Annotated in this window: 25 protein-coding genes; 6 read left to right on the top strand and 19 right to left on the bottom strand. The window is 68.5% G+C overall.

The window, feature by feature from the left end; genetic code table 11:
• Nucleotides 1-53: 53 nt before the first annotated feature.
• The 16 genes from recO to ACE5C1_RS15785 all read right to left on the bottom strand — a co-directional run bounded on the left by recO (nucleotide 54) and on the right by ACE5C1_RS15785 (nucleotide 15,951).
• Nucleotides 54-785: a DNA repair protein RecO gene (gene recO, locus ACE5C1_RS15860; protein ID WP_374945039.1), complete on the bottom strand. Its 732-nt coding sequence runs from the start codon at nucleotides 783-785 to the stop codon at nucleotides 54-56.
• A gap of 36 nt (nucleotides 786-821) precedes the next feature.
• Entirely contained in the window at nucleotides 822-1,718 is an 897-nt protein-coding gene (locus ACE5C1_RS15855; RefSeq protein WP_374945086.1) for a GNAT family N-acetyltransferase, read from the bottom strand.
• A gap of 2 nt (nucleotides 1,719-1,720) precedes the next feature.
• The gene (locus ACE5C1_RS15850) at nucleotides 1,721-2,671 is read right to left on the bottom strand and encodes a polysaccharide deacetylase (RefSeq protein ID WP_374945038.1); all 951 of its coding nucleotides are present in this window, start codon (nucleotides 2,669-2,671) and stop codon (nucleotides 1,721-1,723) included.
• Between the two features lie 665 nt (nucleotides 2,672-3,336).
• Nucleotides 3,337-4,338, bottom strand: coding sequence for a type IIL restriction-modification enzyme MmeI (locus ACE5C1_RS15845; protein ID WP_374945085.1), 1,002 nt, complete (start codon nucleotides 4,336-4,338; stop codon nucleotides 3,337-3,339).
• Nucleotides 4,262-6,865 (bottom strand): DNA methyltransferase, encoded by a 2,604-nt coding sequence (locus ACE5C1_RS15840; RefSeq protein ID WP_374945037.1) that lies wholly within the window; start codon nucleotides 6,863-6,865, stop codon nucleotides 4,262-4,264. The genes ACE5C1_RS15845 and ACE5C1_RS15840 overlap by 77 nt, the downstream gene beginning before the upstream one ends.
• 40 nt (nucleotides 6,866-6,905) lie before the next feature.
• The gene (locus ACE5C1_RS15835) at nucleotides 6,906-7,205 is read right to left on the bottom strand and encodes a CcdB family protein (RefSeq protein ID WP_374945036.1); all 300 of its coding nucleotides are present in this window, start codon (nucleotides 7,203-7,205) and stop codon (nucleotides 6,906-6,908) included.
• A complete protein-coding gene (locus ACE5C1_RS15830; RefSeq protein ID WP_374945035.1) occupies nucleotides 7,205-7,465 on the bottom strand; it encodes a type II toxin-antitoxin system CcdA family antitoxin in 261 nt (86 codons plus the stop codon). The genes ACE5C1_RS15835 and ACE5C1_RS15830 overlap by 1 nt, the downstream gene beginning before the upstream one ends.
• Nucleotides 7,466-7,507: 42 nt before the next feature.
• Nucleotides 7,508-9,430 carry an excinuclease ABC subunit UvrC gene (uvrC, locus tag ACE5C1_RS15825; RefSeq protein WP_374945034.1) on the bottom strand — a complete coding sequence of 641 codons (1,923 nt, stop codon included), beginning with the start codon at nucleotides 9,428-9,430 and terminating at the stop codon, nucleotides 7,508-7,510.
• Between the two features lie 136 nt (nucleotides 9,431-9,566).
• Nucleotides 9,567-10,118, bottom strand: coding sequence for a hypothetical protein (locus ACE5C1_RS15820; RefSeq protein WP_374945033.1), 552 nt, complete (start codon nucleotides 10,116-10,118; stop codon nucleotides 9,567-9,569).
• Nucleotides 10,108-10,605 carry an ATPase gene (locus ACE5C1_RS15815; protein WP_374945032.1) on the bottom strand — a complete coding sequence of 166 codons (498 nt, stop codon included), beginning with the start codon at nucleotides 10,603-10,605 and terminating at the stop codon, nucleotides 10,108-10,110. Before ACE5C1_RS15815 ends, ACE5C1_RS15820 begins: the two co-directional genes overlap by 11 nt.
• 14 nt (nucleotides 10,606-10,619) lie before the next feature.
• On the bottom strand, nucleotides 10,620-10,850 hold the full coding sequence (locus ACE5C1_RS15810) for a F0F1 ATP synthase subunit C (protein WP_374945031.1): 231 nt from the start codon (nucleotides 10,848-10,850) through the stop codon (nucleotides 10,620-10,622).
• A gap of 47 nt (nucleotides 10,851-10,897) precedes the next feature.
• A complete protein-coding gene (locus ACE5C1_RS15805; RefSeq protein ID WP_374945030.1) occupies nucleotides 10,898-11,677 on the bottom strand; it encodes a F0F1 ATP synthase subunit A in 780 nt (259 codons plus the stop codon).
• On the bottom strand, nucleotides 11,677-11,967 hold the full coding sequence (locus ACE5C1_RS15800) for an AtpZ/AtpI family protein (RefSeq protein WP_374945029.1): 291 nt from the start codon (nucleotides 11,965-11,967) through the stop codon (nucleotides 11,677-11,679). The genes ACE5C1_RS15805 and ACE5C1_RS15800 overlap by 1 nt, the downstream gene beginning before the upstream one ends.
• 294 nt (nucleotides 11,968-12,261) lie before the next feature.
• Nucleotides 12,262-12,636: a YdbL family protein gene (locus ACE5C1_RS15795; protein WP_374945028.1), complete on the bottom strand. Its 375-nt coding sequence runs from the start codon at nucleotides 12,634-12,636 to the stop codon at nucleotides 12,262-12,264.
• Between the two features lies 1 nt (nucleotide 12,637).
• A complete protein-coding gene (locus tag ACE5C1_RS15790; protein ID WP_374945084.1) occupies nucleotides 12,638-12,784 on the bottom strand; it encodes a YnbE family lipoprotein in 147 nt (48 codons plus the stop codon).
• 41 nt (nucleotides 12,785-12,825) lie between these two features.
• Nucleotides 12,826-15,951 carry a YdbH domain-containing protein gene (locus tag ACE5C1_RS15785; protein ID WP_374945027.1) on the bottom strand — a complete coding sequence of 1,042 codons (3,126 nt, stop codon included), beginning with the start codon at nucleotides 15,949-15,951 and terminating at the stop codon, nucleotides 12,826-12,828.
• Nucleotides 15,952-16,039: 88 nt separating this feature from the next.
• On the opposite strand from ACE5C1_RS15785, the gene radC reads away from it, so the two are divergent.
• Nucleotides 16,040-16,723, top strand: coding sequence for a DNA repair protein RadC (gene radC, locus ACE5C1_RS15780; protein WP_374945026.1), 684 nt, complete (start codon nucleotides 16,040-16,042; stop codon nucleotides 16,721-16,723).
• Nucleotides 16,724-16,782: 59 nt separating this feature from the next.
• Here the strand turns inward: radC and ACE5C1_RS15775 are convergent, their stop codons facing one another.
• Nucleotides 16,783-17,259: an EF-hand domain-containing protein gene (locus ACE5C1_RS15775; RefSeq protein WP_374945025.1), complete on the bottom strand. Its 477-nt coding sequence runs from the start codon at nucleotides 17,257-17,259 to the stop codon at nucleotides 16,783-16,785.
• Nucleotides 17,260-17,464: 205 nt separating this feature from the next.
• Between ACE5C1_RS15775 and purB the strand changes: the two genes are divergently transcribed.
• From purB to ACE5C1_RS15760, 3 genes are all read left to right on the top strand, one after another.
• The gene (gene purB / locus ACE5C1_RS15770) at nucleotides 17,465-18,775 is read left to right on the top strand and encodes an adenylosuccinate lyase (RefSeq protein WP_374945024.1); all 1,311 of its coding nucleotides are present in this window, start codon (nucleotides 17,465-17,467) and stop codon (nucleotides 18,773-18,775) included.
• Nucleotides 18,776-18,967: a hypothetical protein gene (locus ACE5C1_RS15765; RefSeq protein WP_374945023.1), complete on the top strand. Its 192-nt coding sequence runs from the start codon at nucleotides 18,776-18,778 to the stop codon at nucleotides 18,965-18,967.
• Nucleotides 18,968-19,072: 105 nt separating this feature from the next.
• Nucleotides 19,073-20,443, top strand: coding sequence for a DUF418 domain-containing protein (locus tag ACE5C1_RS15760; protein WP_374945022.1), 1,371 nt, complete (start codon nucleotides 19,073-19,075; stop codon nucleotides 20,441-20,443).
• Nucleotides 20,444-20,476: 33 nt separating this feature from the next.
• Here ACE5C1_RS15760 and dnaJ read toward each other — a convergent pair whose 3' ends face one another.
• Together dnaJ and dnaK are read right to left on the bottom strand one after the other, a co-directional pair.
• On the bottom strand, nucleotides 20,477-21,595 hold the full coding sequence (gene dnaJ, locus ACE5C1_RS15755) for a molecular chaperone DnaJ (RefSeq protein ID WP_374945021.1): 1,119 nt from the start codon (nucleotides 21,593-21,595) through the stop codon (nucleotides 20,477-20,479).
• Nucleotides 21,596-21,665: 70 nt separating this feature from the next.
• Nucleotides 21,666-23,564 (bottom strand): molecular chaperone DnaK, encoded by a 1,899-nt coding sequence (dnaK, locus tag ACE5C1_RS15750; protein WP_374945020.1) that lies wholly within the window; start codon nucleotides 23,562-23,564, stop codon nucleotides 21,666-21,668.
• A gap of 168 nt (nucleotides 23,565-23,732) precedes the next feature.
• On the opposite strand from dnaK, the gene ACE5C1_RS15745 reads away from it, so the two are divergent.
• Nucleotides 23,733-24,170, top strand: coding sequence for a copper chaperone PCu(A)C (locus ACE5C1_RS15745; protein ID WP_374945019.1), 438 nt, complete (start codon nucleotides 23,733-23,735; stop codon nucleotides 24,168-24,170).
• Between the two features lie 10 nt (nucleotides 24,171-24,180).
• Nucleotides 24,181-24,642, top strand: coding sequence for a vgr related protein (locus ACE5C1_RS15740; RefSeq protein ID WP_374945018.1), 462 nt, complete (start codon nucleotides 24,181-24,183; stop codon nucleotides 24,640-24,642).
• Nucleotides 24,643-24,815: the final 173 nt, after the last annotated feature.

The following is a 24,815-nucleotide window of genomic DNA, read 5'->3' as shown; positions in this document are numbered from 1 at the left end:
GTCTCCGTTCCCGGTCTCTGCTGTTGGCGCGCGCCTTGCCGCCCCCGGCCGCGTCACGCAACCGCTCTCTTGAGCCGGTCGACCAGCCGCTCGCGCCCCGCCAGCACGTCGGCGGCGCGACCGACCAGCAGGTCGCGGGCGAGAAAATGGCCGGTGATCCGCAAGCCGGCGAAGATGTCGTCCCATCCCGCCTCGCCGCCGGTGCGAAGGAAAGCGGGCAGCGGCATCAGCCGGTCCTCGTACCCGGCGGCGGCGGCGCGCGAGACCGCGGCACCGCTGCGTGGGCTGACGAAGGCGAGATCCTCCGCGCCGCCGCTCGCGACGCAGCGGTCGAGGTCGAGCCCGAAGCCGAGCTCGGCGAGCAGCAGCAGTTCGTAGCGCGCGCACGCCGCCGCCCAGCCGCGCGCCGACGGCGCCGCTGCAATCGCGCCGAGCAGCCCGGCGAGCGCGTCGTGCACCCTCGGATAGGCCTGTGCTTCGGGCAGCGCGGTGGCGGTGAGCGCGGTGGCCCAGGCGATGGCGGCGGCGGCGAGCGGTTCGTCGTGGAGGGGCGCAAGCGTGGTCGCCAGCTCCACGGTGAGCGCGGGCAATTGCTCCGCGGTGCGGGCGCGCCATTCGGCCTGGACGGTGTTGCCGGGTAGCAGCACGGGGCGGAGCGCACGCGAGCGGCCGCCGCGGACATAGCCCGGCTGCACGCCGTCATCGCGGGTCAGCGCACGCACGATCGCACCATGCTCGCCATGTGCACGGACCGCGAGGACGATGGCGAGGGCGGACAGGTGCATCGCGCGCTTGTCGGCGATGCGGGCGGATACCGCAACTCAGGCACGGCGGATGCGATCCGCGAGCCGTTTGGCCCGACCGCTCCCCGCCAGCCGCTTGGTCACCGCCACCGCGCGGTCCAACCCGGCGAGCGCCGCCAGTGCCGCGCGGTTGGCGAGCGTCGGGCGGAGCAGGATCACGTCGGCGCAGGCGGCGCCGGCGGTAGCGAACTGGCGCTTGTGCTGGCCCTCGCCTTCGGTGAAGTCGAACCGGGTGAAGCGGTCGTCGAACAGCTGCCGCATCGCTTCGGCGTGGAGGACGGTGCCCGGCGACGCATGCGCGAAGGCGGGGTCGTGGCCGACGTGGTCGTAGCGCAGCGTCGATCCGTCGGCGGTGCAGCACAGATAGGCGATCGGCGCGCCGTCATGGAACAGCAACCACGCGCGAACCGAATCTTGGGCCGCGAGGGTGTCGAGGACCGCGACGTCCTCGGGCAGTCCGGCGTCGAGCAGGCGTTCCTGGTAAGTCAGCGCCGACAGCGGCCGGGCGAGGGCATAGAAATCCGCCAACTCCGCAGGGGTGCGGTATGCACGGACGTCGAGCGCCTTGCCGTCTGCCAGCCGCTTGGTCTTGCGGCGAACCGCCGAGCGGGCGTTGGCGGAGAGCGCGGCGAGCCAGGCTTCGTGGCCGATCGTCAGGTCGGTGTAGTGACGGACGTAGCGGTGGCGGACCCGCGCGACGAAGCCGTCGGCGCGCAGCGTGGCGACGAGCGCTTCGGGCATCGAGGTGAGCAGATAGCCGTCGGCATCGCCCAGCGGCGGGAGCGATCGGGTGGTGCCCGAGAGCACGTCGTCGAGCGACCACGCGACGCGGACCATGCGGCGCGGGATCGCGGCGAGCGTCCGCGCGCCGACTTGGAAGCGCAGCGGTGCGTCGACCGCGAAGCTTGCCGGCATCGTCACCGGGCGCGTTCCTCGACCATGTTGGACCATAATTGCTCGGCCTGGCGCCAGCGGGTGCGCAGCAGATTGGGGCCGAGCGGCGCGTCGTCCTGCCCCAGCGACAGCGCCGGGCGGGCGGCGAAATGGGTGGTGGGCAGCGCCTCGCGGCGCTCGTCGAGCATCTCGCACAGCCGCTCGAACCGGCGGACGTGGACCGCGTTGGCGCGGGTGCCCGCGCGGTTGGCGAGCTCGAAGCCGTGGCTGACGATCGTCACCGCGGCGTGGGCGTTGGCGGCGGCGTGCTCCAGCGCATCGCGCGCTTCGGCCACCGACAATGCGCACAGCTGGAACGTCCGCAAGGATCCCGGCGCGTCCTCGATCACCGTCACCGGCACCTCGACCACCCCGCGCCAGACCGGCGCGATGTGGCGCGCGGGCAGCCCGACCTGGCTCGGCCACGGCACCGCGGCACCATTGTGGCTGCTGTCGTAGGCGAAACCGAGCTGCGCCAGCGCGGCCAGCGTGTCGTCGTTGGCGGCATAGGACCCCGCGCGGAACGCGACCGGCGCCGGTGCGCCTGCGGCGACCAGCAGGTCGGCGGCGCCCGACAGCAGATCGCGCTGTTCGTCGAGATCGTATTCGACCAGCTCGAAGCGGGCATAAGCGGCGGCGCCGTCGCCCGCGACCGCGCCGGCCCAATTGGGATGGAGATGCAGCTGCACCTCCTGCCCGGCATCGAGGATCGTTCCGACCAGGCGGCGGAACGGCTCCAGCCCGAAGAGGAGCGACGGCATCGGATCGACGAAGAAGCACGCCTTGAGCCCGTGCCGTCTGAGCAGGCCGAGCTGGTAGGACAGGCCGACTCCGGCGGGCTCGATCGAGCGCGCGTAGATCGCGGCGGCGTCGTGCCCGGCGGCATGGTGGCGCCACGCGAATTCGGTGTCGACGGTGAGGAAGACTGGGGTCATGCCACGAATCGTAAGAGGACATGGTGAAGAGTTGGTTGCCGGGCTCCGGGGGCGACGACGTTGACACTGGTTGACGCGTGCGCCCACCACCCGTTCGTGCCGAGCGCAGTCGAAGCACTTGGGGCAGGCGTGCCCTTCGACTTCGCTCAGGGCGAACGGAAGTGGGGGGGCGGCCCAGCCTGAAGAGGGTATGGTCAACGCGTTCAGGAGGTGAAGGCGTTGACACCGGTTGACACGTAGAAGCGGGGGCGACGTTGACACTGGTTGACGGGTGAACGCCCATCCCCCGTTCGTGCTGAGCGCAGTCGAAGCACACGTCGCCACGAGCGGCCCGCCTGCGGATAGTAGCCCTTCGACTTCGCTCAGGGCGAACGGAGGTACGGGGTTGGCCCGACCTGAGGATTTTACGGTCAGCGCGTTCAGGAGGCGAAGACGTTGACACTGGTTGACGGGTGAACACCCAAGATCCGTTCGTGCCGAGCGCAATCGAAGCACACTTCGCCATGAGCGGCCCGCCCGCGGATAGCAGCCCTTCGACTTCGCTCAGGGCGAACGGAGTTGGGAGTCGGCCGGGCATTCGCGGATCGTGGCACGGGTCGTGGGTTGTAGGACAGCGGGTTGTGCCGGTGCACCACTCCTCCCCCTCCGGGGGAGGAGTGAGCGCGTCACCCGAAGCGCGGCTGCTGATACTCCGGGCGGAGCCAGCGGATGTGGCCGGCGGCTTCCTCTGCGGCGCGCTGCGCGTTGAGGGCGACCAGGCGGGCGACGATCTCGGCGGCGGGGAGCGGCTCGCGGCGCCAGTCCTCGCCCCAGCCGTAGGCGTCGGCGACCGCCGCATCGAGGTCGTCGTGGAGCTTGGCGACGATCCGCGCGCGCGCCTTCACCGCCGCGCCCTCGCGCTCGGGCGGAAGGGTGGCGCCCGAGCGGACGTCCTCGACCAGGTTGTAGAGGCCGGTCATGGTGAGCGACGGGTTCTCGGCGAGCGCGGTGCGGCGGAGCGCATCGAGGCGCTCGGCGATCTGCGCGACGGCCTCGCTGGGGTCGGGAAAGGGGAAAGGATCGAATATCAAAGACTTGTTGTACCGGTGACCTTGCTCGAAAGTGGCAACGCCAAGCAACGAGCACTTGGCATAGGTCCACAACAGGTGGGTGGAAGACGACAGCACGCCAAGGTGAAACGGATCGGCCGACGCCAGCGCAACGACCATGTTGTCGGGCACGACGCTGGCATCGAGGAACTGGAACAGGCGATGCTTCGCGGTCTCGGTCGTGCCGATGTAGCGGGATAGCCCCGCCAGCGCGGGCCGCAGCTCGGTTCGCGGCTTGCCGAAGATCCACCATCTGTCGAGATAGGCGCGCGCGTCGGCGGTGGGCGATCGCTCGACCTGCGCCGCGCGTCCTGCGCGAACGGTCGTCAGCAGATGCTGATACACCTCCGGGAAGCGGTCCATCACCTCGTTCTCGGACAGGCCGAAGAGGTCGATCACCATCGCGCCGCGCGGGCGCTGGAGCAGGTCGCGGCCGTTGCGATAGTCGCGGATGTGCGCCTCCAGCCCCGCGCGCGTGCCGAGGCCCAGCGCCTTTGCCTGCTCAGGCGTGACGATGAAGCCTGCGCCGTGCAGCTTGACGCCGGGGGAGCATAGTCCGTCGTTCGCCTTCAACGGCACGACCCGCGTCACGTCGGTGCCGACGCTGAGATCGGCGTTGATCGCGCCGTGCTGCACGCTCTCGTCCAGTTCGGGCGCGTCGGTGTGAAGCATGCGCTCGCCGGTGATCGTCACCACGCGGCCCTCCCCTGCCCCCGAAGCATCGCTCTTCTGGGCCACGGTCATCGCGATGCGGACCGCGGCGGCGTCCTTGCCGACGCGGGTCCAGGGGGTGATCGGGGATGGCGAGGACGAGGTGGAGCTTGCCTACTTCTCCCTCTCCCCTTGTGGGAGAGAGTTCGGGGTCGATCATGCCCCCGGCATGATCTGAACCCTGCGGGGCAGGGTTCACCCCGAGCTGGAGCGACGCAGTCGCGGAAGGGTGAGGGGGAGTCTCGGGCGGATCGCTCGTGACGTTCCCCTCACCCTTCCCACTCGCTGGCGCGAGCGGGCCCCTTCCCTCTCCCACAAGGGGAGAGGGAGCCAGCCACGCCTCGATCACCCGGCGCGAAAACACCTGGGTGATGCTGTTGGTCGTGACGAAGCCGAAGCGCTTGAGGCGGGTGCCGGGACGGGTAAGGATGTCGGCGGCGCGGTCCCACCAGTGCATGACGAAATCGGCGGATTTGGGCACGCGCGGGTTGGCGCGCCACAGCGCCTCGGCATAGGCCCCGCCGAGCCGGTCGCGCACGTCCTTGCCACCGATGAACGGTGGGTTGCCGACGATGAAGTCCGCCTCCGGCCATTCGGGGCGGCGTGGATTGGCGGTGTCGGGCTCGCCGGTGGCGGTGCGGACCAGCACTGCGTCGTAGCCGCCGTGGGTGCCTTCGTTGATGTTGCTCAAGGGGGGCAGGACGGGCTCACCGATCGCGTCGGGGGTGTTGGCAAGGCGGTAGCGCAGCCAGCCGATCCACAGCACCAGCTCCGCAATCACCGCGGCGCGCGGGTTGAGCTCCAGGCCCAGGAACTGGTTGGGATGGACCGCGGGGGCGAGCGTGCCGCCCAGGCCGGTGACGAACTGGCGCACCTCGCCCTCCAGCCGCAGCAACTGCTCCATTGCGACGTAGAGGAAATTGCCGGTGCCGCAAGCGGGATCGAGGACACGGATATGCACGAGGCGATCGTGGAAGGCGGTGGCGAGCGCGATGGCCTGCGCCTGTTCCTCCCCGGCACGGGGAGGGGGACCGTCGCGAAGCGATGGTGGAGGGGCAGTTCCACGGACTGCATGGCTTGGGGCTGCCCCTCCACCAGCCTGCGGCTGGTCCCCCTCCCCGTTCCAGGGAGGATCAAGAAGGGCCATCGCCTCCGCCCGCACGCTCTCCCATTCCGCCGCGAGCACGTCGGTCATCGTCGCCTGGACCAGCCGCTCGACATAGGCGCGCGGGGTGTAATGCGCGCCGAGCTTGGCGCGGTCGGCGGCGGTGAGGACCTGTTCGAGCAGGGTGCCGAAGATCGCGGGCTCGACGCTACGCCAGTCCTTGCCCGCGGCGACCAGCAGCTCGCGCTTGGAGCTGGCATCGAGATCGTAGACTCGCGCGCCGGCGAACAGATTGCCGTTGAAATAGCGGACCACCGCATCGCCCTGCGACCAGTAACGATTGACCTCCTGCGGGTCGTTCATCCGGCTCCACAGGTCTTCGAGGCCGCGGCGCCAGAACTGGTCGGAGCGGCCCTCCGCATCGCCGAGGAAGGTCTTGAAGCTGTCGGCGGGCAGCAGCCCGGTGTCCTCGGCGAACATGCAGAACAGGGTGCGCATCAGGAACAGGCTGGTCGCCTCGATCCCCAGCGCGACCTCGGCGTCGCCGGGGCGCAGGCGGCGCTGGTCCTGTTCGAGCTGCGCGGCGACGCGGCTGAGGCGCTCGGCGATGTCGCGGGTGACTTCCGCCGCGCGCAGGCGGGGATCGACGCTCGCTGGGTCGGTCCAGATCGCGCGGAGGACTTGCGCCGCGGACTTGCCGAGCCCGGCCAAGGCCTTGTCGCTGGCGAGATCGGCGAGCGCGATGCGGTACTGCCGCTCGTCGGGGAACGGGCCGTAGCCGCGGCCGTTGCCGCCCCAGTCGAAATACAGTTCGAACGTGCGGCCGATGTCGGCGACGAGGAGGAACGGCGGCGCGCGGTGATGATCGGGCAGCGCCAGCGCGTAGCGCTCCGCCTGGAGCCGCGCGTCGGCCATCAGCCGGTCGTAACGCGGCGTCGCCTTGCTCGGCTCGGCGAAACCGACGGGGTTGCCGAAGAGGTCGAGGATCGGCACCGGCGGCGGCGCGGCGGGTTCGGGCGGGGCCGCTGCGGCACCCGGCTGGCTCTGCTTGGCCTCCAGCACGAAGCAGTTGCGCTTGTAGAGGTCGATGCGCTTGGTGGATCTGGTGCCGAACACCGCTTCGGAGCGGACCGGCGCCTCGAAGCGGTAATCCTCGGTTGCGAACCCTGCGTCGCCGGGGACGGGCACGCCCAAGGCCTGCGCGAATTCGGTGAGGAAGAGCTGGTATTCGGCTCGCTCCCCCGCACCGGTCTTGCCGACCCATTTCTTCAGCAATTGCTCGAGCGTCATCGCGCGCTTGTGGCGGGGTGCGAGCGGCGGGGCAAGCGCGTCAGGCTGTGCCGATGAGGGTGTCGAGCGCGGTAACGATGCGGTAATCGTCGTCCGCGAGGGTAGCTACGACTTCGCCGAGGTCACCTACCGGGACTGCTACCGCCAAGTGCGTCACGAGCACCATCGCTTCTCCGCGAACCACCATCGAAGGGTGCAGGGCTCCGGCACGGTCGGGAACGTCCTCCTCGAGCGATAGCGGGACAACAAGTCGTGTCTTGAGATACGAAAATCTGTCCGCTTGCACCTCAAGGAACAGCTTGCCGGTCGCACGGCCACGACGCACGTCCAGACGCGCCATCAAACAATACGATACTCAGCAAACGGCATGCCATTCCGGTCTAGCCAGTCATTCCATGCCTCCATTGCCTGACGGTTTTCCTCGGCCCATTTGGCGTCGGCGGCGCGCTTCTCCTCCGCCGACCGCGGATCGGCAGCGCGCCTGATGGCGGCGTGCAAGCCCGCTTCACAGGCACGGACCACGTCGATACCGCGCGCATCGGCTTCGGCGATCATAGCCTGATCGATCGGCACACCCTCGATCTTCACCTGTGCGTTCATCGTGTCCTCCCGCTCCCAAGATGATGCGGGCCTAAGCCCGCGTCAACGCGCGTGGTAAAAGTCATAGACCTGTTGCGCCACGGCCGCCGACACGCCCGGTGCCTGTTGCAGGTCCGCCAGGCTGGCGTTCCTCACCGCGCGGCCGGTGCCGAAATGCATCAGCAGCGCCTTCTTGCGCGCGGGGCCGATGCCGGGAACCTCGTCGAGCGGCGAGGCGCCGATCGCCTTGGCGCGCTTGTCGCGGTGGGCGCCGATGGCGAAGCGGTGGACCTCGTCGCGCAACCGCTGGAGGTAGAACAGGACGGGCGAGTTGACGGGCAGCTGGAATTCGCGGCCGTCGGCCAAGTGGAACACCTCGCGCCCGTCGCGGCCATGGTGCGGCCCTTTGGCGACGCCGACGAGGCAGACGTCCTCGATGCCGAGGTCCTCCAATACCGCCTTGGCGGCGTTCAGCTGGCCACGGCCGCCGTCGACCAGGACCAGGTCGGGCCAGGTGTCGCCGTCGCGGTCGGGGTTCTCCTCCAGCTGGCGGGCGAACCGGCGGCGGAACACCTCGCGCATCATCCCGAAATCGTCGTCGGTCGCCGCTTCGTTCCCCTTGATGTTGAACTTGCGATACTGGCCCTTGCGGAAGCCCTCGGGCCCGGCGACGACCATCGCGCCGAGCGCGTTGGTGCCCTGGATGTGGCTGTTGTCGTACACCTCGATGCGGGCGGGAGGCTCGGCGAGGTCGAACAGCTCCGCCACCTCGCGCAGCAGCCTGGCCTGGGTCGTCGATTCCGCGAGGCGACGTTCGAGCGCTTCCTTCGCGTTGCGGGTGGCCTGCTCCATAAGACGGCGGCGGTCGCCGCGCTGGGGGACGGAGAGCGCGACCCGGTAGCCGGCCGCTTCGCCGAGCGCCTGGGCGAGCAGTTCGGCTTCCGGCAGCTCACGGTCCAGCAGCACCTGTTTCGCGGGCGGCACTTCCTCGTAGAATTGCATCAGGAACTGGCTGAGCACCTCGTCCTGCGGCACGTCGGCGGTGTGCGCGGGGAAGAAGCTGCGGTGGCCCCAATTCTGGCCGCCGCGGATGAAGAACGCCTGGATGCCCATCACCCCCTCGTGGCAGGCGAGCGCGAAGATGTCGGCGTCGCCGACCCCTTCCGCGTTGATCGCCTGCGTGCCCTGGATGAAGGTGAGCGCGCGGAGGCGGTCGCGCAGCACGGTGGCGCGTTCGAAGTCCATCGCCTCGGCGGCTTGCTGCATCTCGGCGCCCAGCTTGGCCTGGACGTCGGTTGCCTTGCCCGCGAGGAAGCTCTTGGAATCATCGACCAGCTCGGCATAGCCCGCAGGGTCGATCTTGCCGACGCACGGCGCCGAGCAGCGCTTGATCTGGTACAGCAGGCATGGCCGGTCGCGAGTCTTGAAGAAACCGTCGGTGCACGAGCGCAGCAGGAACAGTTTCTGCAAGGCGTTTAGCGTGTTGTTGACCGATCCGGCGCTTGCGAAGGGGCCGTAGTAATTGCCTTTGGCCCGCCTGGCACCCCGGTGCTTCTGGATGCGCGGGAAATCGTGGTCGGCGCGCAGGAGGATGAAGGGGAAGCTCTTGTCGTCGCGGAGCAGCACGTTGTACGCTGGGCGGTAGCGCTTGATGAGCTGCGCTTCGAGCAGCAGCGCCTCGGCCTCGTTGTTGGTGGTGACGATCGTCATCGAGCGGGTCTGGGACACCATCCGCTGGAGCCGCTTCGAGAGCGTCTTGAACTGGGTGTAGTTGGTGACCCGGCTCTTCAGCTGGCGCGCCTTGCCGACGTAGAGGACGTCGCCCTTGGCGTCCTGCATGCGGTAGACGCCGGGGCGCAGGGGGAGCGTGGCGACGACGTTGCGGATCGCGGCGACGCCCGCTTCCAGGTCCGGCGCCTCGCTGCCGCGAACGGTGTAGGTGGTCTGCGCTTCGTTGAATCGGTCGGGAGCGTTGGGGGAGGACATGAGGGCGATCTAGGGATGCGCCTTCCCGAACGCCAGCGGCGTCGCCCTCACCCTTCTGCGGCTTCGCCGCTCCCTCCCTCTCCTACCGGGAGAGGGAAGAGGCGCGTAGCGCCGATAGGGTGAGGGCGACCGTCCGTCAGTTCAGCCGGCCGATCCCTGCGATCGCGCGGTCGGTGAGTGCGCGGTCGGCGTTCGCGTCGTGGCGTTCGGCGATGATCGACGCCGCAGCCTTCGCGGCGGCATCCGCTGCGCGCGCGCGGACCTCGGCAATCGCGGCGCGTTCGGCGGCGGCGATCTTGTCCTCGGCCATCTTGCCGCGACGCGCGATCAGGTCGGCGCTGTCGGCCTCCGCCTTGGCGCGGACGTGCGCGGCTTCGGCTTGCGCATTGGCGACGATCGCCGCGGCATCGCCGGCGCTGGCCGCGTCGCGGACCTTGGCGTCGGCCAGGAGCTTCTCGGCTTCCGCGCGCAAGGCCGATGCCTCATCGAGCTGGCTGCGGATCGTCGCGATCCGGCCGTCGAGCATCCGCGCGACGAGCGCAGGCACTTTCTGCCAGAGCATGATGCCGACAACGATCAGCATCGACAGCGCGACCCAGCCGGGCGCGGTGATGCCGAGCGCCGACGGCTCGTGATGGAGTTCGGCGACGCCGGTATGCGCCACGGTGTTTACGGTATCAGCCGCCATGCGCCAGCTCCGCCCTTACCCGCTGTTCGATCAGGCCGCGGTCGACCGCTACGCCCGACACGCGCGCGACGATCTGCTCGACCGCTTCGACGGTGGCCTGCTCGATCTCGTCGACCGCGTGATGCTTGGCGGCGTCGACCCGTGCCATGGCTTCCGCCATCCGCGCTTCGGTCGCCGCGTCGCTCGCCTTCAAGCGTTGCTCGGCAGCCAGCGTCGCCGCCATCTTGGCCTCGGCGGTGGTGTGGAGCGCCTGCGAGCGGGCGGTGTCGAGGCCCGCATGGTACGCGCTGTCCTGCGCCGTCACCGTGGCGCGCGCCGCTTCCGCCGCGGCGAGGTCTCCCGCGACCCGACCGTTACGATCGTCGATCGTGCGTTCGATGCGGGGGACCATCGCCTTGCCGATCCCGAAATAGATCAGGGCGAACACGATCGCGAGCCAGAACAGCTGCGATGCATAGATGGCCCCGACCTGGGATAGCTGCGGCATGCGGGCGGCTCTTCTTACTTGACGACGAAGAGGATGAGGATCGCGACGACGAACGCGATCAGGCCGAGCAGCTCGGCGGCCGCGAAGCCGATGAACAGGCGGCCCTGCTGACCGTCAGCCGCACCCGGATTGCGCAGCGCGCCTTCGAGGAACGAGCCGAACACGTTGCCCACGCCGAGCGCGGCCATGCCGACGCCGATCGCCGCAAGGCCGGCACCGATGTACAGTGCACCAAGATCAGTCATTTCAAGCTCCCAGTTATTCAAAGGTCACAGTAAAGTCGCACATACGCCTAGTGCAGGTGCACCGCGTCGTGGAGGTAGAGCGAGGTCAGCAGCGCGAACACATACGCCTGGATCGCGCAGACCAGCAGTTCGAGCGCGGAGACGCCGATGATCATCAGCATGCTGGCGAACCAGACGCCGACGCCCAGCCCGCTACCCGCGCTCAGGCCCTGAACCGCGAACGAGCCGAACACTTCGAGCAGGATGTGCCCCGCCGTCATCGCGACGAACAGCCGCAGGCCGAGGCTGAACGGGCGGACCATGAAGGACACGAACTCGACCGGGATGATGACCGGCATCAGCCACAGCGGCGCACCGTGCGGCACGAACAGCGAGAAGAATTTCAGGCCATGCTTGGCGAAGCCGACGATCAGGACGATCGCAAAGGAAAAGAAGGCCAGCACCGCAGTAACGGTGATGTGGCTGGTCACCGCAAAGGTGTGGAGACCCGGCAGGATCGCCAGCGGCAGCACGCCGACCAGATTGGCGAACAGAATGAAGAAGAACAGCGAGAAAATGTATGGCGCGAACTTCTTGCCGCCCTGGCCGATGTTCACGGTCACCATGTTGTCGATGAACGCGACCGCGCTCTCGACCGCGACCTGCCAGCGGCCCGGCACCAATTGGCGGCGGAGCCCGCCCGCCATGAACAGCGCCAGCAGCACGAACACGACGACCATGAACAGCGCCGAGTTGGTGAAGGACACGTCGTAGCCGAACAGCGACAGGTGTCGACCGAGCACGGGCTCGACCATGAACTGTTCCATCGGGTCGATTGCACCGGCCATTACTCGGCACGCTCCTTGGAAATACGAAAGATGTTGCGAAACGCGACGACGATCGCGAGCGCGATGAACACGAGCAGCAGCCACGGGCTGGTGCCCAGCCACCGGTCGAGCGCCCAGCCCAGGATGCCGCCACCGATCGGCGCTCCGACCAGTTCGGCCAGGACGCGCGAGCCCTGCCCATAGCCCTTGGCGGGCTTGCCCGACGGCGCGCCCGACGCACGCGCCGCCTCAGCCGCTTTCGCGGCGGCGATACGGCGATCGAGATCGTCATTCGGGCGGTCGTCGGCCACGCGGAACCTTCGCGGATAAGAAAAAGCCGCCGAGCGTAGGACGCGGCGACAGGATCCGGGGGCGAACCCTCGGCTTGGGGGCGCATTTAGAAAAGCGAACCGGCCAAGTCAACCGCGTGAGATCAGACGACACGCCCCGAGATGACCGTCACCCCGAACCTGTTCCGGGGTCCAGGGTGCGGCAGGCTAAACGGTCAGAGGCTCAAGGGACGGCACTTGTGGAACCCTGGACCCCGGAACAGGTCGCGGTGACGGAGTACGTGGGGAACGTGTCACGTGTCACCTCCCATCCTCTCACGCACAGCGTCCATCGCGCTCAGGCGCCGCCGCAGTGCGGGTCTTCCACACGCCGTCGGGGGACTTGTACTTCTCGCCTGCGCCAGTCTGCGCGATCAAGTTGCAGCCGCTGGTGAACGCCAGCTGCTCGACGGTCGCACCGCTCGCCGCCGCCTTTTGCGTGTACGCCGCCTTGCGCTGGATGTTGATGTTGCCGACCAGTGCGCGCAAATCTGCGCCCCCTGCGCCGACGATGCCTAGATAGCCGTCGGGCTGCTCGCCGACCTGCCCACTCGCGCGCGCGGCGGCATAGGCGGGATCGCGCTGGGCGTACGCCGCGGTCGCAAGCCCGGCGAGGACCAATGCTCCTGCAATCACCAAGACCTTGCGCATGTCAAAAAATCCCCGGGTTCTGCTGGATCAGCGATTTTGCCTCGCCGTCGAGGCGGTAGACGACTTCCTGCGTGACGTTGATGTTGAGGTTGATCTCGATCGGTTTGGTCGGCGCGGACACATTCACGCAGGCGGCCATCGGCATCATTCCCGTCACCAGCGCCAAGGTCGTGATCCTTTTCATCATCGTCAATCCTTTGTTACCGGGGAAGCGCTTGCGGGGGGCTGAACGGGCCGGGTGCTTGCGGGCGGGGCCGCACGCTTGTTCCGGTCTTCCAGCAGCGCGGGCAGGTTGCGCTGGATCAGGCGGCGGGGGTCGTAAAAGGACTGCGCCGAATCGATCAGGCCGCGAAACGGCGCCTTGATCCGCACGTTGAACACGAACGGCAACCGCTGGAGGCGGCGGATGATGAAATTGCCTTTCGCGCCTTCGCCCTGGCTGACCCCGGCGAAGCGGACGTCGGTGACCATCTCGCCCGCCAGTGGCCCGTTCATGGTCAAGGTCAGGCTGCGGTATTTCAGCGACTTCAGCGCCTGGAACGCGACATTGCCCCAGAAGCCGACGTCCTTCTCGCCGATCTCGCCGACGTAGCGGATCGTGCCGCCGCCTTGTCTCACGGTCATGTTGCCGCGCTCAATCCGGCCGCCGGCCTCGTCGAACACCATCGGCAGGACGCCGTCGAAGGTGCCGGTCGCGTCGAGGTTCTTGAAGTCGAATTGCTGGAGGAAGCGGTCCGCGGCGATGCCGTCGACGTGAAACGTCATTCGGCGCTGTGCGGCCTGCGAGAAATCGAGCAGGGTCGGGGCGAGCGTCAGCCGCCCGCCCGCGAACGGCCAGGCGCCGCCCTCCACCTGCACGCGCGAATCGGCGAGCGTCCGGTAGCGGATGGCGCCGTCGGTCACCGCGATGCCGGGGTTGACCGACTTGATCGTGGCGACCTGCCCCGGCGCGCTTTCCAGGGCGAGGAGGTCGGTGAAGCGGATTTCGGTGGCGATGCCGGTGACGGGCCCGAAGGCGGCGGCGAGATCGGTGCCCGCGGTGCGGAAGGTGCCGGTCGAGGTGACGCCCTGCGCGTTCCAGGCGATGTGCCCTTCCCCCGACACGGTGCCGCGGACGTCGGCGATGACGCCGAAGGTGAGGCGAGTGAGCAGCTCGGGCTGGAACCCCTTGGCGAAGGCGAGCGCGGGAACGATGAGGTCGGCCGAGCCTGCCCCCGGGCCGAGCGCGTGGCGGATCGCGACATCGGCGACCTTCGTGCCGGTGGTGGGTTCGTGGAGCGTACCCCGCGCACCGATCAGGCCGTCGACGAGCGACAGCGACACGGCGCGGGCCTGCATCGGCTGGAACCGTGGACTCGTGGTCTGCGCGTCGCTGACCCCGAGCGCGCCGCCGAGGCGCAGCGCGCCGCCCGCGAAGCGCCAGTCGCCTGCGGCGCCGGACAGCAGCAGCGGTACGTTGGCGATCCGGCCCGCGCCGCCCGCGAACCGTCCCGCAACGCCACCGCCGCTCACGCGACCTTCGATGCGGGCGAAGTCGAGGCGAGTGACGCGGTCGGGCGAGCCGATGCGGGTCGCGACGCCATCGACCGCGAAGCTCCGGCCGGCGAGGCGAAGCGTCGCGCCGGACGAGGCGAGCGCGACGGGGGTGCTGCCGAGCGTTCCCGACAGGCGTGCTGCGGCAAGCCGTGCGCCGCCCTTCAGTTCGCCGCCGATCGCTCGAACCAGCGCGCCTCTGGTCGGACACAGCGACAGGCGCGCCGGGCGCAGTGACAGGCCGGATATCACCAGGCGGTCGAATGCGATCGGGGTGCATGCGGGGTTCGCCGCCAGTCCGCCGCGCGTCGGACGCAGATCGAGCGGCACGGTCAATCGCTCGACGCGACCGTCGCCGAGCGGGCCGGACAGCGTCGCGCGCGTGACGATGCGCCCGTCGACGACGCTCACCGGCGTCAGCGCCAGGCTGGCGCCGCCCGCGACGTAGGGGGTCATCGTGAGCGTCGCGCGGACCGCTTCGCCCGCTGCCCGGACGCCGCGCACGTGCAGTTCGGGCAGGCCGCCGCCCGCGAGCGTCACGCCGCCCTCGAGCGACAGCGCGGCCGGAGACCGCCAAGCGACGACCGATCCGGGCTCGAACGCCAGCCGGGCGCCGCTTGCCGAACGCAGAGTCGCGTCGCGCACCGACAGCCGCAGGTCGCCGCCGCGGAACAGCCCGAGCTCCGCCTCGCCCGACAAGTGCCGCGCGGCCGTACGCGTGGCTGCGGTGAGGCGATCGATCAGCGGCGCGACCGGCGTTCCCGCGGCGACCCCCGCGAATTGGGGGACCAGCGCCGCGACGTCGGCATCCACCACCGCCAGCTGGCCCGCGTAGCTGAAGGCGCCGCCGCGCGCCTCGACTCCGCCGTCGAGCGCGACGCGCGCTGCGCTCCCGCCGAAACCGCGGACGCGACTTGCGGCGAGGTCGATGCGAACGGTCATGTCACGCCCGCCCTGGTGGAGGAACGCGAGCGTGCCTGCGACGCCGTCGGCGCTTGCGCTCGGGTGGACGATGGTGCCGGTTTCGAGACGCAACGTCAGCGCCGATCCGCTCGACGCGCCGAGCAGGACGTTGCCCGTCACGTCGCTGTGCACGCGGGCGACGCGGACTCCCGCGCAGGTCGCGCTCGCGAGATTGACCGGTCCGTCGAAGGCGACCCCGCGGGCGCTCGAGCGCACCCGCAGCGCAGCCGCGACGCGATTGCCCGCGCAGCCGCCGCCGGACAGCCGCTCGCTGACCACCGCCACCCGCCCATCGAAGCCGTTGTCGAGCCTGCCTTGGCCGTGCAACGACAGGCCCGCCAGACCATAAGGCGTCTCCAGCCGCATCCGCGCGTCCTCGACCGACAAGTCGAGCTTCGGCAGCGAGAACGCGCCGCCGGTGGACTTCGGCAGCAAGCGGTCGATCGCGCCAAGCGACAGCCTGCCGTCCACCAGCCCCGCGCGGAGGCGCAGCCGACCCGCGCGAACCGCCGACAATTCCGGGCCGTGCGCCGTCACGCGGGTACGCGTCTCGATCCAATCTGCGACCAGATCGGGTGCGGAAGGATCACCGATGACGACGTTGGTCAGGCGCTGGCCGCCGAACCCCAGGTCGGCGATCGTGTAGAGCGCGGGCACGTGCGCGGCGGCGAGGGTGCGATCGACATAATGCGCGGCGATCGGCTTGCGGACCAGCCACAGCACCGCCAGCGCGGCGATGAGGACGATCGCCAGCGCCACCGCGACGCGGCGGCGGGTGGACCAGCGGCCGCGGGGCCGGTCTTCGCTCGTATCGTCCACCCGCCCCCTTCCATGCTCCCGTGCCTTCTACGCCGACACCTCACCTGCGCAATTGCACGCCGCCGCGCCGCCGCATAGGTTCGGCGGCATGGCCGATGCCGATCTCGATACCGCAGGCCACCGCGCACGCCTACGCCAGCGGCTGGCCGACGGCGGCGGCGAGGCGCTGCTCGACCACGAGTTGGTCGAATATCTGCTCGCGCTGGCGATCCCGCGGCAGGATACCAAGCCGCTGGCCAAGGCGCTGCTGCGCGAGTTCGGCGGCATCGGCGGGGTGCTGACCGCCGACGGCGAAGCGCTGAAGCGGGTCAAGGGCATGGGCGAGACATCGGTCGCGGCGATCAAGATCGCACATGCCGCCGCGACCCGCCTGCTGCGCGCGGAGGTGGCGGCGCGGCCGGTGCTGGCGAACTGGCAGGCGCTGCTCGACTATCTGCGTGCCGACATGGTGCATCACGCGATCGAGCGGTTCCGGGTGCTCCACCTGGACACGAAGAACATGCTGATCCGTGACGAGGTGATGAGCACCGGCACGATCGACCAGGCCGCAGTCCATGTCCGCGAGGTGATCCGCCGCGCGCTCGATTTCGGATCGGCGGCGATCATCCTGGTCCACAACCACCCGAGCGGCGACCCCTCCCCCAGCCGCGCCGACATCGACGTGACCCGCGCGATCGCCGAGGCGGGCAAGCGGATGGGAATCGCTGTCCACGATCACCTGATCATGGGGACCAGCGGGCATGTGTCGTTGCGTGCGCAGGGGCTGATCTGACCCGGACACGAAAAAGCCGCCGGGCTTGCACCCGGCGGTTCGGTGGGAAGTCGCAGGGATTACGACTTGGCGGGGGCCAGGAAGCCCGTCACCTCGGTCTTGGAGAGCGACTTGCTCTTGTCCTTGTCGGCTTGCGCGAACGCCGCCTGGTTCCACTTCCTGGTGGCCGGGCTGTTGGCGTCGGTCGCAGGATCGGTCTGCGACTTCAACGCGACCATCCAGGCGCCGAATTCGGTCGCGCTCAGCGTGCCGTTGGCGTCCTTGTCGTAGGTGCCGAACTGCGAATCGACGACTGACGCGACCTGGTCGGCTCCGGCGGCGGGCTGTGCCGCGGTTTCGGCGGGCGCCGGGCTCGTGGCGGGTGCCTGCTGCATCGGATCGCCCGGTGCGGGCGAAGTCTGTGGCGTTGCGCCGACAGTCGTCGGAGCGGTTTGCGTAGGCATCGCTGTGTCGGGCGAAGTCGTGGGCGCAGTCTGCGCCAGTGCGGGGGCAGTCATCGCCATTGCGGCGCCCAGAAGTGCATATTTCAGCATCATATTGCTCCATCCATGTCTGAGGTGAAGTCGTGAAATGGTCGAATACCGCCTGTGCGGCGTTCGGAATAGTCAACGGATGGTCGCCGCGATGGTTTCACCGCCTTGCCGGTTGGATCATCGGCGCGGCCCTGCTATCCGCGGAAAACCGCGATTCCGCCGTCGAAGGTCGCGATGAGCCGTGCCATAGCTACGATCGGGAAAACTGATGATTCCGCGCTATTCCCGCCCCCAGATGGCGGACATCTGGACCCCCGAGACGCGCTTTCGCATCTGGTTCGAGATCGAGGCGCACGCGGCCGACGCACTTGCCGAACTGGGCGTGGTCCCGCACGAAGCCGCCGCGCGCATCTGGGAGGCGGACGCCGCAGCCGGGCCGTTCGACGTCGCGCGGATCGACGCGATCGAGGCGGAGACCAGGCACGACGTCATCGCCTTCCTGACCCACGTGTCCGAACGCACGGGGCCGGAAGCGCGCTTCCTGCACCAGGGCATGACCTCGTCCGACGTGCTCGACACCGCGCTGGCGGTGCAACTGGCGCGCGCGTCCGACATCCTGCTCGCCGATATCGACGCGTTGCTGGTCGTCATCGAACGACGCGCGCGCGAGCACAGGATGACGCCGACGATCGGGCGCAGCCACGGCATCCATGCCGAGCCGGTGACCTTCGGGTTGAAACTGGCGCAGGCCTATGCCGAGTTTGCGCGCAACCGAGAACGGCTGGTCGCAGCGCGCGCGGATATCGCGACTTGCGCGATCTCGGGCGCGGTGGGGACGTTCGCCAATATCGATCCGTTCGTGGAGGAGTATGTCGCGGGCAAGCTCGGGCTGAGCGTCGAGCCGGTCTCGACCCAGGTCATCCCGCGCGACCGCCACGCGATGTTCTTTGCGACCTTGGGCGTGATCGCGGGATCGATCGAGCGGCTGGCGACCGAGGTGCGGCACCTCCAGCGCACCGAGGTTCTGGAGGCAGAGGAATATTTCGCGCCGGGGCAGAAGGGGTCGTCCGCGATGCCGCACAAGTGCAATCCGGTACTGACCGAGAACCTGACCGGTCTGGCGCGAATGGTGCGCGGCTACGTCACGCCCGCGCTGGAGAATGTCGCGCTATGGCACGAGCGCGACATCAGCCATTCGTCGGTGGAGCGCTATATCGGCCCCGACGCGACGATCACCCTTGATTTCGCGCTCGCGCGGCTGACCGGGGTGATCGACAAGCTGGTCGTCTATCCCGAACGGATGGGGCGCAATCTCGACCGGATGGGCGGGCTCGTCCATTCGCAGCGGGTGCTGCTGGCGCTGACCCAGGCGGGGGTGAGCCGCGAGGACGCGTACCGGCTGGTCCAGCGCAATGCGATGCGGGTGTGGGAGTCCGACGGCGCGCTGTCGCTGCTGGAGCTGCTCAAGGCCGACCCCGAGGTAACGCTCCCGGACGCGGAGCTGGAGGACAAGTTTGATCTGGGCTATCACTTCAAGCACGTCGACACGATTTTCAAACGCGTGTTCGGCACTACTTGATTGCACGAACTGCAATCGTCATTGCGCGCAACAATGTTGCGCACTTCTGTAACAAGCTGCATTTATGTCCGTGCCGGATATTTCTCCGGCATCGGAGAACCAACCATGCGTATGTTTGAAACCGTGACCAGCTCGATGCTGGCGATCGCGGTCCAGGCGCTGGTGGTCGGGGTGGTCATCACCACTTTCTGATCCATCGGCCACCCGCCCCTTGCATGCGAGGGGCGGACAGGCCGCCGCCTGATGGCCGTTCGATATCTTACCGAATATTAACCCCATTGACGTAATCCGCTGCGGGTGACGATCGCCCGCAAAAACCCGCTACCCGCCGCGCAACCGCGGATCGACGCGCTCGACGTGCTGCGGGGTATCGCGGTGTGCGGCATCCTGCTGATGAATATCTTCGGCATGGGCGGACTCGACGAATATCCGCTCACCACCTTTCCCGCGCGCCCGAACGCCGAGTGGATCACCTGGGGCTTGCAGACCGTGTTCGTACAGGGCGCGATGCGCGGGCTGTTCACGATGCTGTTCGGCGCGGGCATGCTGCTGATGCTGCGCCGGGCGGAGGGCGAGGACGGACGCGCCGCACCGATCGACGTCTGGGCACGCCGCGCGCTGGTGCTGATGGCGCTGGGCACGCTGCAATGGGCCGTGCTGCTGTGGCCGGGCGAGATCCTGTGGAATTACGGGGTCAGCGGCCTGTTCCTGCTGGCAGTGCGCACCGCCAACGTCCGCACGCTGGTGATCGCCGCCGGGCTGCTGATCGCGGGGCTGTCCGCCAACACCGCATACTGGACCCACCAGCAGGTCGACCAATATCACGACGGTACCGCCGCGATTGCGCTGCGCGACGCCGGATCGCCGCTGACCGCCGAGCGACGCGATGCCGCGACCGCGCTGGAGGCGCAGCGCGCCGCCATCCATCCGCGGCCCGCCACCACGGTCGAACGGCTGGCGCAGCGGACCCACTTCGTCTCGCTGCTCCGCTGGAGTGCCGCCTATTGGGCGCGCGAGAACATCGGCATCACCGGCTGGCTCGACATCGCCGAGAGCCTTGCATTCATGATGATCGGCATGGCGCTGTTCCGCACCGGCGTGCTGACCGGTGCGGCGCCGCCGTCGACCTACCGGCGGATGATCCTGATCGGATATGGCGGCGGGCTGGCGTGGCGTGCGGTGCCGGTGCTGCTGGCCGCGCGAACCGGATGGGACATGGGCAATCCTGCGGTCGCGACGTGGCAGTGGACACTGGCGCTGGCGATGTTCGAACCGGCGCGGCTGCTGGTCACGCTGGGCCACGCGGGGCTCGCGCTGGCGCTGCTGCAACGCGGAGCGTTCGGTCGTGCGGACACGTTGCGCGCGCTCGGACGCATGGCGCTCACCGTCTATTGCCTGCAATCGGCGATCGGATCGGCGCTGTTCTACGGCCTGGGGCTGGTCGGCCGCTTCTCGCTGCCGGGGCTGTGGACGATCACCGTGGCGATGTGGATCGCGACCGCGCTGTTCTGCCGCTGGTGGCTGGCGCGCTTTGCGATGGGGCCGGTCGAACGGGTGCTCAGGGTGCTGGCCTATGCCCAGTGGAGCGAGCCGCGGACGTGGGGACGGCCTGTCGTCGCCTATAGCGCAACGTCGCATCCGGGGCGGCGATCAACCGACACTTGCTGACCCGTCGCCCCCGACGCGTTGCCGGCGCGCCGCCTATTCGCCCGCGATCACCGCCTTCAGCTTGGAAAAGAACCCCTGGCTGGCGGGGCATTCGTCGCCGGTCTCGGTCTCGCGGAACATTTCCAGCAATTCGCGCTGGCGGGTCGACAGCTTGGTGGGGGTCTCGACGTCGATTTGGATGACCAGGTCGCCCGAGCCGCGGCCCTGTAGCACCGGCATGCCCGCGCCACGCTGACGCAGCTGCTTGCCCGACTGGATGCCGGGCGGGATCTTCACCTCATGTGTGCGGCCGTCTAGCCCCGGGATCGACAGCGATCCGCCGAGCGACGCTGTCGTGAAGCTGATCGGCGCGCGCGCGAACAGCGTCGTGCCTTCGCGCTCGAACAGATTGTGGCGTTTGACGTGCAGAAAGATGTAGAGGTCGCCCGGCGGGCTCCCGCGCGGTCCCGCTTCGCCTTCGCCAGACAGGCGGATGCGGGTGCCCTCGTCGACACCGGCGGGCACGTTGACCTTGAGCGTCTTGGTGCGGTCGACCCGGCCCTCGCCGCGGCAATCGGGGCATGGATCGGCGATCACCTGGCCTGCGCCGTTGCAGATCGGGCAAGGCCGCTCGACCACGAAGAATCCCTGCTGCGCGCGGACCTTGCCGTGACCGTGGCAATGCTGGCAGGTCTTGGCCTGCGTCCCCGGCCGCGCGCCCGATCCGTGGCAGGTGTCGCACTGCGCGGAGACATCGACGGTGATCTCGGTCGCCTTACCGTGAAAGGCCTCCTCCAGGCCGATCTCCATGTCGTAGCGCAGATCGGCACCGTGCCGCGCCTGCCCGCGCCCGCCGCCGCGCCCGCCGCCCATGAACTCACCGAAAACGCTTTCGAAAATGTCGGAAAAGCCGCCGAAGTCCTGGGCGCCGCCGCCACCCTGCTGCTGGAACGCGGCATGACCGTAGCGATCGTAGGCGGCGCGCTTCTGCGGGTCCTTCAGGACCTCATAGGCTTCGCTGACCGCCTTGAACTTGCCCTCGGAATCCTTGCAGCCCGCGTTCTTGTCGGGATGGTATTTCATCGCGAGCTTGCGGTATGAGGACTTGAGCGTGCCCGCGTCCGCGGTCCGCTCGCATTCCAGCAGCTCGTAATAGTCGATCGTGGTGGTCATGTACGCCCCCGGACGACACAGCCCCCACCCCTGCTTGCGCGGGGATGAGGGCTGCGGGTCATCTTAGTCTTTACGCTTTGTGATCGTCGACTTCGGAGAATTCCGCGTCGACCACGTCTTCCTTGGGCGCTTCCTCGGACGACGCCGGAGAGGCCTCGGACGCGGCCTGCTTCTCGTAGATCGCCTGGCCCAGCTTCATCGCCACGGTGGCGAGCGCCTGCGCCTTTTCGGTCATCCGGTCGGCGTCGTTGCTCTCGACCGCGGCCTTCGCCTCGTCGATCGCCGCCTGGATCTCGGTCTTCAAGGATTCGTCGACCTTGTCGCCATTGTCCGCCAGCTGGCGCTCGGTGGTGTGGATCAGCGATTCGGCGTTGTTCTTCGCCTCCGCCGACGCACGGCGCTTCTTGTCCTCCTCGGCGAACTGCTCGGCATCGCGGACCATCTGGTCGATATCGGCGTCCGACAGACCGCCGCTCGCCTGGATGCGGATCTGCTGCTCCTTGCCGGTGCCCTTGTCCTTGGCGCTGACGTTGACCAGCCCGTTCGCGTCGATGTCGAACGTGACCTCGATCTGCGGCACGCCGCGCGGTGCCGGCGGGATGCCGACGAGATCGAAATTGCCGAGCATCTTGTTGTCGGCCGCCATCTCGCGCTCGCCCTGGAACACGCGGATGGTTACTGCGCCCTGGTTATCGTCCGCGGTCGAGTAGGTCTGCGACTTCTTGGTCGGGATCGTCGTGTTGCGGTCGATCATCCGGGTGAACACGCCGCCCAGCGTCTCGATGCCGAGCGACAGCGGGGTCACATCGAGCAGCAGCACGTCCTTGACGTCACCCTGCAGCACGCCGGCCTGGATCGCGGCCCCCATCGCGACGACCTCGTCGGGGTTGACGCCGGTGTGCGGCTCCTTGCCGAAGAACGCCTTCACCGCCTCGCGCACCTTGGGCATGCGGGTCATGCCGCCGACCAGCACCACTTCGCTGATGTCGTCGGTCTTGACGCCCGCATCCGCCAGCGCCTTCTTCATCGGCTCGATGGTGCGCTTGATCAGGTCGTCGACCAGACGCTCCAGATCGGCGCGGGTGATCGTCTTCACCAGATGCTTCGGGCCATTCTGATCGGCAGTGATGAAGGGCAGATTGACTTCGGTCGATACTGCCGAGGACAGCTCGATCTTGGCCTTCTCGGCGGCTTCCTTCAAGCGCTGGAGCGCGAGCTTGTCCTTGGCGAGGTCGATGCCCTCGTCCTTCTTGAACGAATCCGCCAGGAACTGGACGATCTTGTTGTCGAAGTCCTCGCCGCCCAGGAAGGTGTCGCCGTTGGTCGCCTTCACCTCGAACACGCCGTCGCCGATCTCCAGGATCGACACGTCGAACGTGCCGCCGCCGAGATCGTAGACCGCGATCGTCTTGCCGTCCTGCTTCTCAAGCCCGTACGCGAGCGCCGCCGCGGTCGGCTCGTTGATGATGCGCAGCACTTCAAGGCCGGCGATCTGGCCGGCGTCCTTGGTCGCCTGCCGCTGCGCGTCGTTGAAGTACGCGGGCACGGTGATAACCGCCTGGGTCACCGTCTCGCCGAGGTAGGACTCGGCGGTTTCCTTCATCTTCTGCAGCGTGAAGGCGCTGATCTGCGACGGGCTGTAGTCCTTGCCGCCTGCCGAGACCCACGCGTCACCATTCGGCCCGCGTGCGATCTTGTAGGGGACCAGCTCGGTGTCCTTCTTGGTGATCGGGTCGTCGAAACGGCGGCCGATCAGGCGCTTGACCGCAAAGATCGTGTTGTCGCCGTTGGTGACCGCCTGGCGCTTGGCCGGCTGGCCGACCAGCCGCTCGCCGTCCTTGGCGAAGGCGACGATCGATGGCGTGGTGCGCGCGCCCTCCGCATTCTCGATGACCTTGGGCTTGCCGCCCTCCATCACTGCGACGCAGCTGTTGGTGGTGCCGAGGTCGATGCCGATAACTTTTGCCATGTGTGCTCTTCTAGCCCCTCACGAACGTAAAAAAGTGGGAAGCGGCGTCCCGTTACGGCAACGCAACTTACCGGTGATGGGCGCGATATAGGGGGGGTTGCGCTTGCTGCAAGATTGCGCCCGGCCTAGTGGCGATATGTGATTTTCCAAACGCGCGAAGGAGTTCGCTTGATCCGTCTACTGCCCTTCGCCGCCGTCGCGCTGCTCGCAGGTTGCGGCATGGCGCCCGAACTGAGCGTCGACGATGCCTGGGTCCGGCTCGGCGCGGTGAAGGGGCGGCCCGCGGCGGCGTATTTCGCCGTCCACGGCGGGCCCGTCGACAAGACGATCATCGCGATCACCAGCGACGTTTCGATCCGGTCGGAGATGCACGAAAGCATGAAGAGCGGGGGAATGATGACGATGGCGCCCCTCGCCAGCGTGCCGGTGCCCGCGAACACTGATGTCGTGTTCAAGCCGGGCGGGCGGCACGTGATGCTGTTCGACATGAACCCCGGGATCGTGCCGGGCGGGCGCCCGGTGCTGCTGACCCTGTCCTTTTCCGACGGCACCCGCGTGTCGCGCAAGGCGACCGTGTTCGCGGCGGGCGACCCGGCACCCGAATGACCGTCGCCGTATGAAGCGCACGCTGACCGCGGGCGAGACCGCGCTGGCGGCTTCGGTGTTCGGAACGGCGATCGACTATGGGCAGGTGACGCTTGTCCGGCGCAAGTGGGCGTTCTTCCAACCCCGCGATGTCGTCATGGCGCCGCGCGGGCACATCCACTTCCACCCGGCGGGCGACCAGTGGCGCGACGATTTCGCCGCGGCGCCGCTCGATGCGCAAGGGCTGTTCATCCACGAGATGGTCCATGTCTGGCAGCACCAGCGCGGCGTCTTCCTGCCGCTCGCACGGCATCCGTGGTGCCGGTACGATTATGCGTTCAAGCCGGGACAGGCATTCGCGCGCTACGGCATCGAGCAGCAGGCGGAGATCGTCCGCCATGCGTTCTTGCTGCGCAACGGCGCGACGGTGCCGGGGGCGCCGGGGGTCGAGCGGTACGCGACGCTGGTGCCGTTTCGGGGGGGGCGAGCTTAATAGCACCTGACCTGTAATTCGTCACCCCGGACTTGTTCCGGGGTCCAGGGTGCCGCGAGTAATGCCCTATGAGCCTCCAGTCGGCTCGCCCGCCGATCGCTGGGCCCCGGAACAAGTCCGGGGTGACGGATGGGGATGAGCGGATCGCGCGCCCACGTGTTTCTCGTCGCGCT

Origin of the sequence: Sphingomonas sp., from assembly GCF_964263785.1 — a bacterium.
GTDB lineage: Bacteria > Pseudomonadota > Alphaproteobacteria > Sphingomonadales > Sphingomonadaceae > Sphingomonas.
The sequence above is the reverse complement of the archived record's forward strand: the minus strand, read 5'-3'. Positions and strand labels throughout refer to the sequence as shown.

Excerpts from the sequence above, each read along its gene's own strand:
- recO (WP_374945039.1), bottom strand. The coding sequence starts at position 785 with ATGCACCTGTCCGCCCTCGCCATCGTCCTCGCGGTCCGTGCACATGGC.
- ACE5C1_RS15855 (WP_374945086.1), bottom strand. The coding sequence starts at position 1,718 with ATGCCGGCAAGCTTCGCGGTCGACGCACCGCTGCGCTTCCAAGTCGGC.
- ACE5C1_RS15850 (WP_374945038.1), bottom strand. The coding sequence starts at position 2,671 with ATGACCCCAGTCTTCCTCACCGTCGACACCGAATTCGCGTGGCGCCAC.
- ACE5C1_RS15840 (WP_374945037.1), bottom strand. The coding sequence starts at position 6,865 with ATGACGCTCGAGCAATTGCTGAAGAAATGGGTCGGCAAGACCGGTGCG.
- ACE5C1_RS15835 (WP_374945036.1), bottom strand. The coding sequence starts at position 7,205 with ATGGCGCGTCTGGACGTGCGTCGTGGCCGTGCGACCGGCAAGCTGTTC.
- ACE5C1_RS15830 (WP_374945035.1), bottom strand. The coding sequence starts at position 7,465 with ATGAACGCACAGGTGAAGATCGAGGGTGTGCCGATCGATCAGGCTATG.
- uvrC (WP_374945034.1), bottom strand. The coding sequence starts at position 9,430 with ATGTCCTCCCCCAACGCTCCCGACCGATTCAACGAAGCGCAGACCACC.
- ACE5C1_RS15820 (WP_374945033.1), bottom strand. The coding sequence starts at position 10,118 with ATGGCGGCTGATACCGTAAACACCGTGGCGCATACCGGCGTCGCCGAA.
- ACE5C1_RS15815 (WP_374945032.1), bottom strand. The coding sequence starts at position 10,605 with ATGCCGCAGCTATCCCAGGTCGGGGCCATCTATGCATCGCAGCTGTTC.
- ACE5C1_RS15810 (WP_374945031.1), bottom strand. The coding sequence starts at position 10,850 with ATGACTGATCTTGGTGCACTGTACATCGGTGCCGGCCTTGCGGCGATC.
- ACE5C1_RS15805 (WP_374945030.1), bottom strand. The coding sequence starts at position 11,677 with ATGGCCGGTGCAATCGACCCGATGGAACAGTTCATGGTCGAGCCCGTG.
- ACE5C1_RS15795 (WP_374945028.1), bottom strand. The coding sequence starts at position 12,636 with ATGCGCAAGGTCTTGGTGATTGCAGGAGCATTGGTCCTCGCCGGGCTT.
- ACE5C1_RS15790 (WP_374945084.1), bottom strand. The coding sequence starts at position 12,784 with ATGATGCCGATGGCCGCCTGCGTGAATGTGTCCGCGCCGACCAAACCG.
- radC (WP_374945026.1), top strand. The coding sequence starts at position 16,040 with ATGGCCGATGCCGATCTCGATACCGCAGGCCACCGCGCACGCCTACGC.
- ACE5C1_RS15775 (WP_374945025.1), bottom strand. The coding sequence starts at position 17,259 with ATGATGCTGAAATATGCACTTCTGGGCGCCGCAATGGCGATGACTGCC.
- purB (WP_374945024.1), top strand. The coding sequence starts at position 17,465 with ATGATTCCGCGCTATTCCCGCCCCCAGATGGCGGACATCTGGACCCCC.
- dnaJ (WP_374945021.1), bottom strand. The coding sequence starts at position 21,595 with ATGACCACCACGATCGACTATTACGAGCTGCTGGAATGCGAGCGGACC.
- dnaK (WP_374945020.1), bottom strand. The coding sequence starts at position 23,564 with ATGGCAAAAGTTATCGGCATCGACCTCGGCACCACCAACAGCTGCGTC.
- ACE5C1_RS15740 (WP_374945018.1), top strand. The coding sequence starts at position 24,181 with ATGAAGCGCACGCTGACCGCGGGCGAGACCGCGCTGGCGGCTTCGGTG.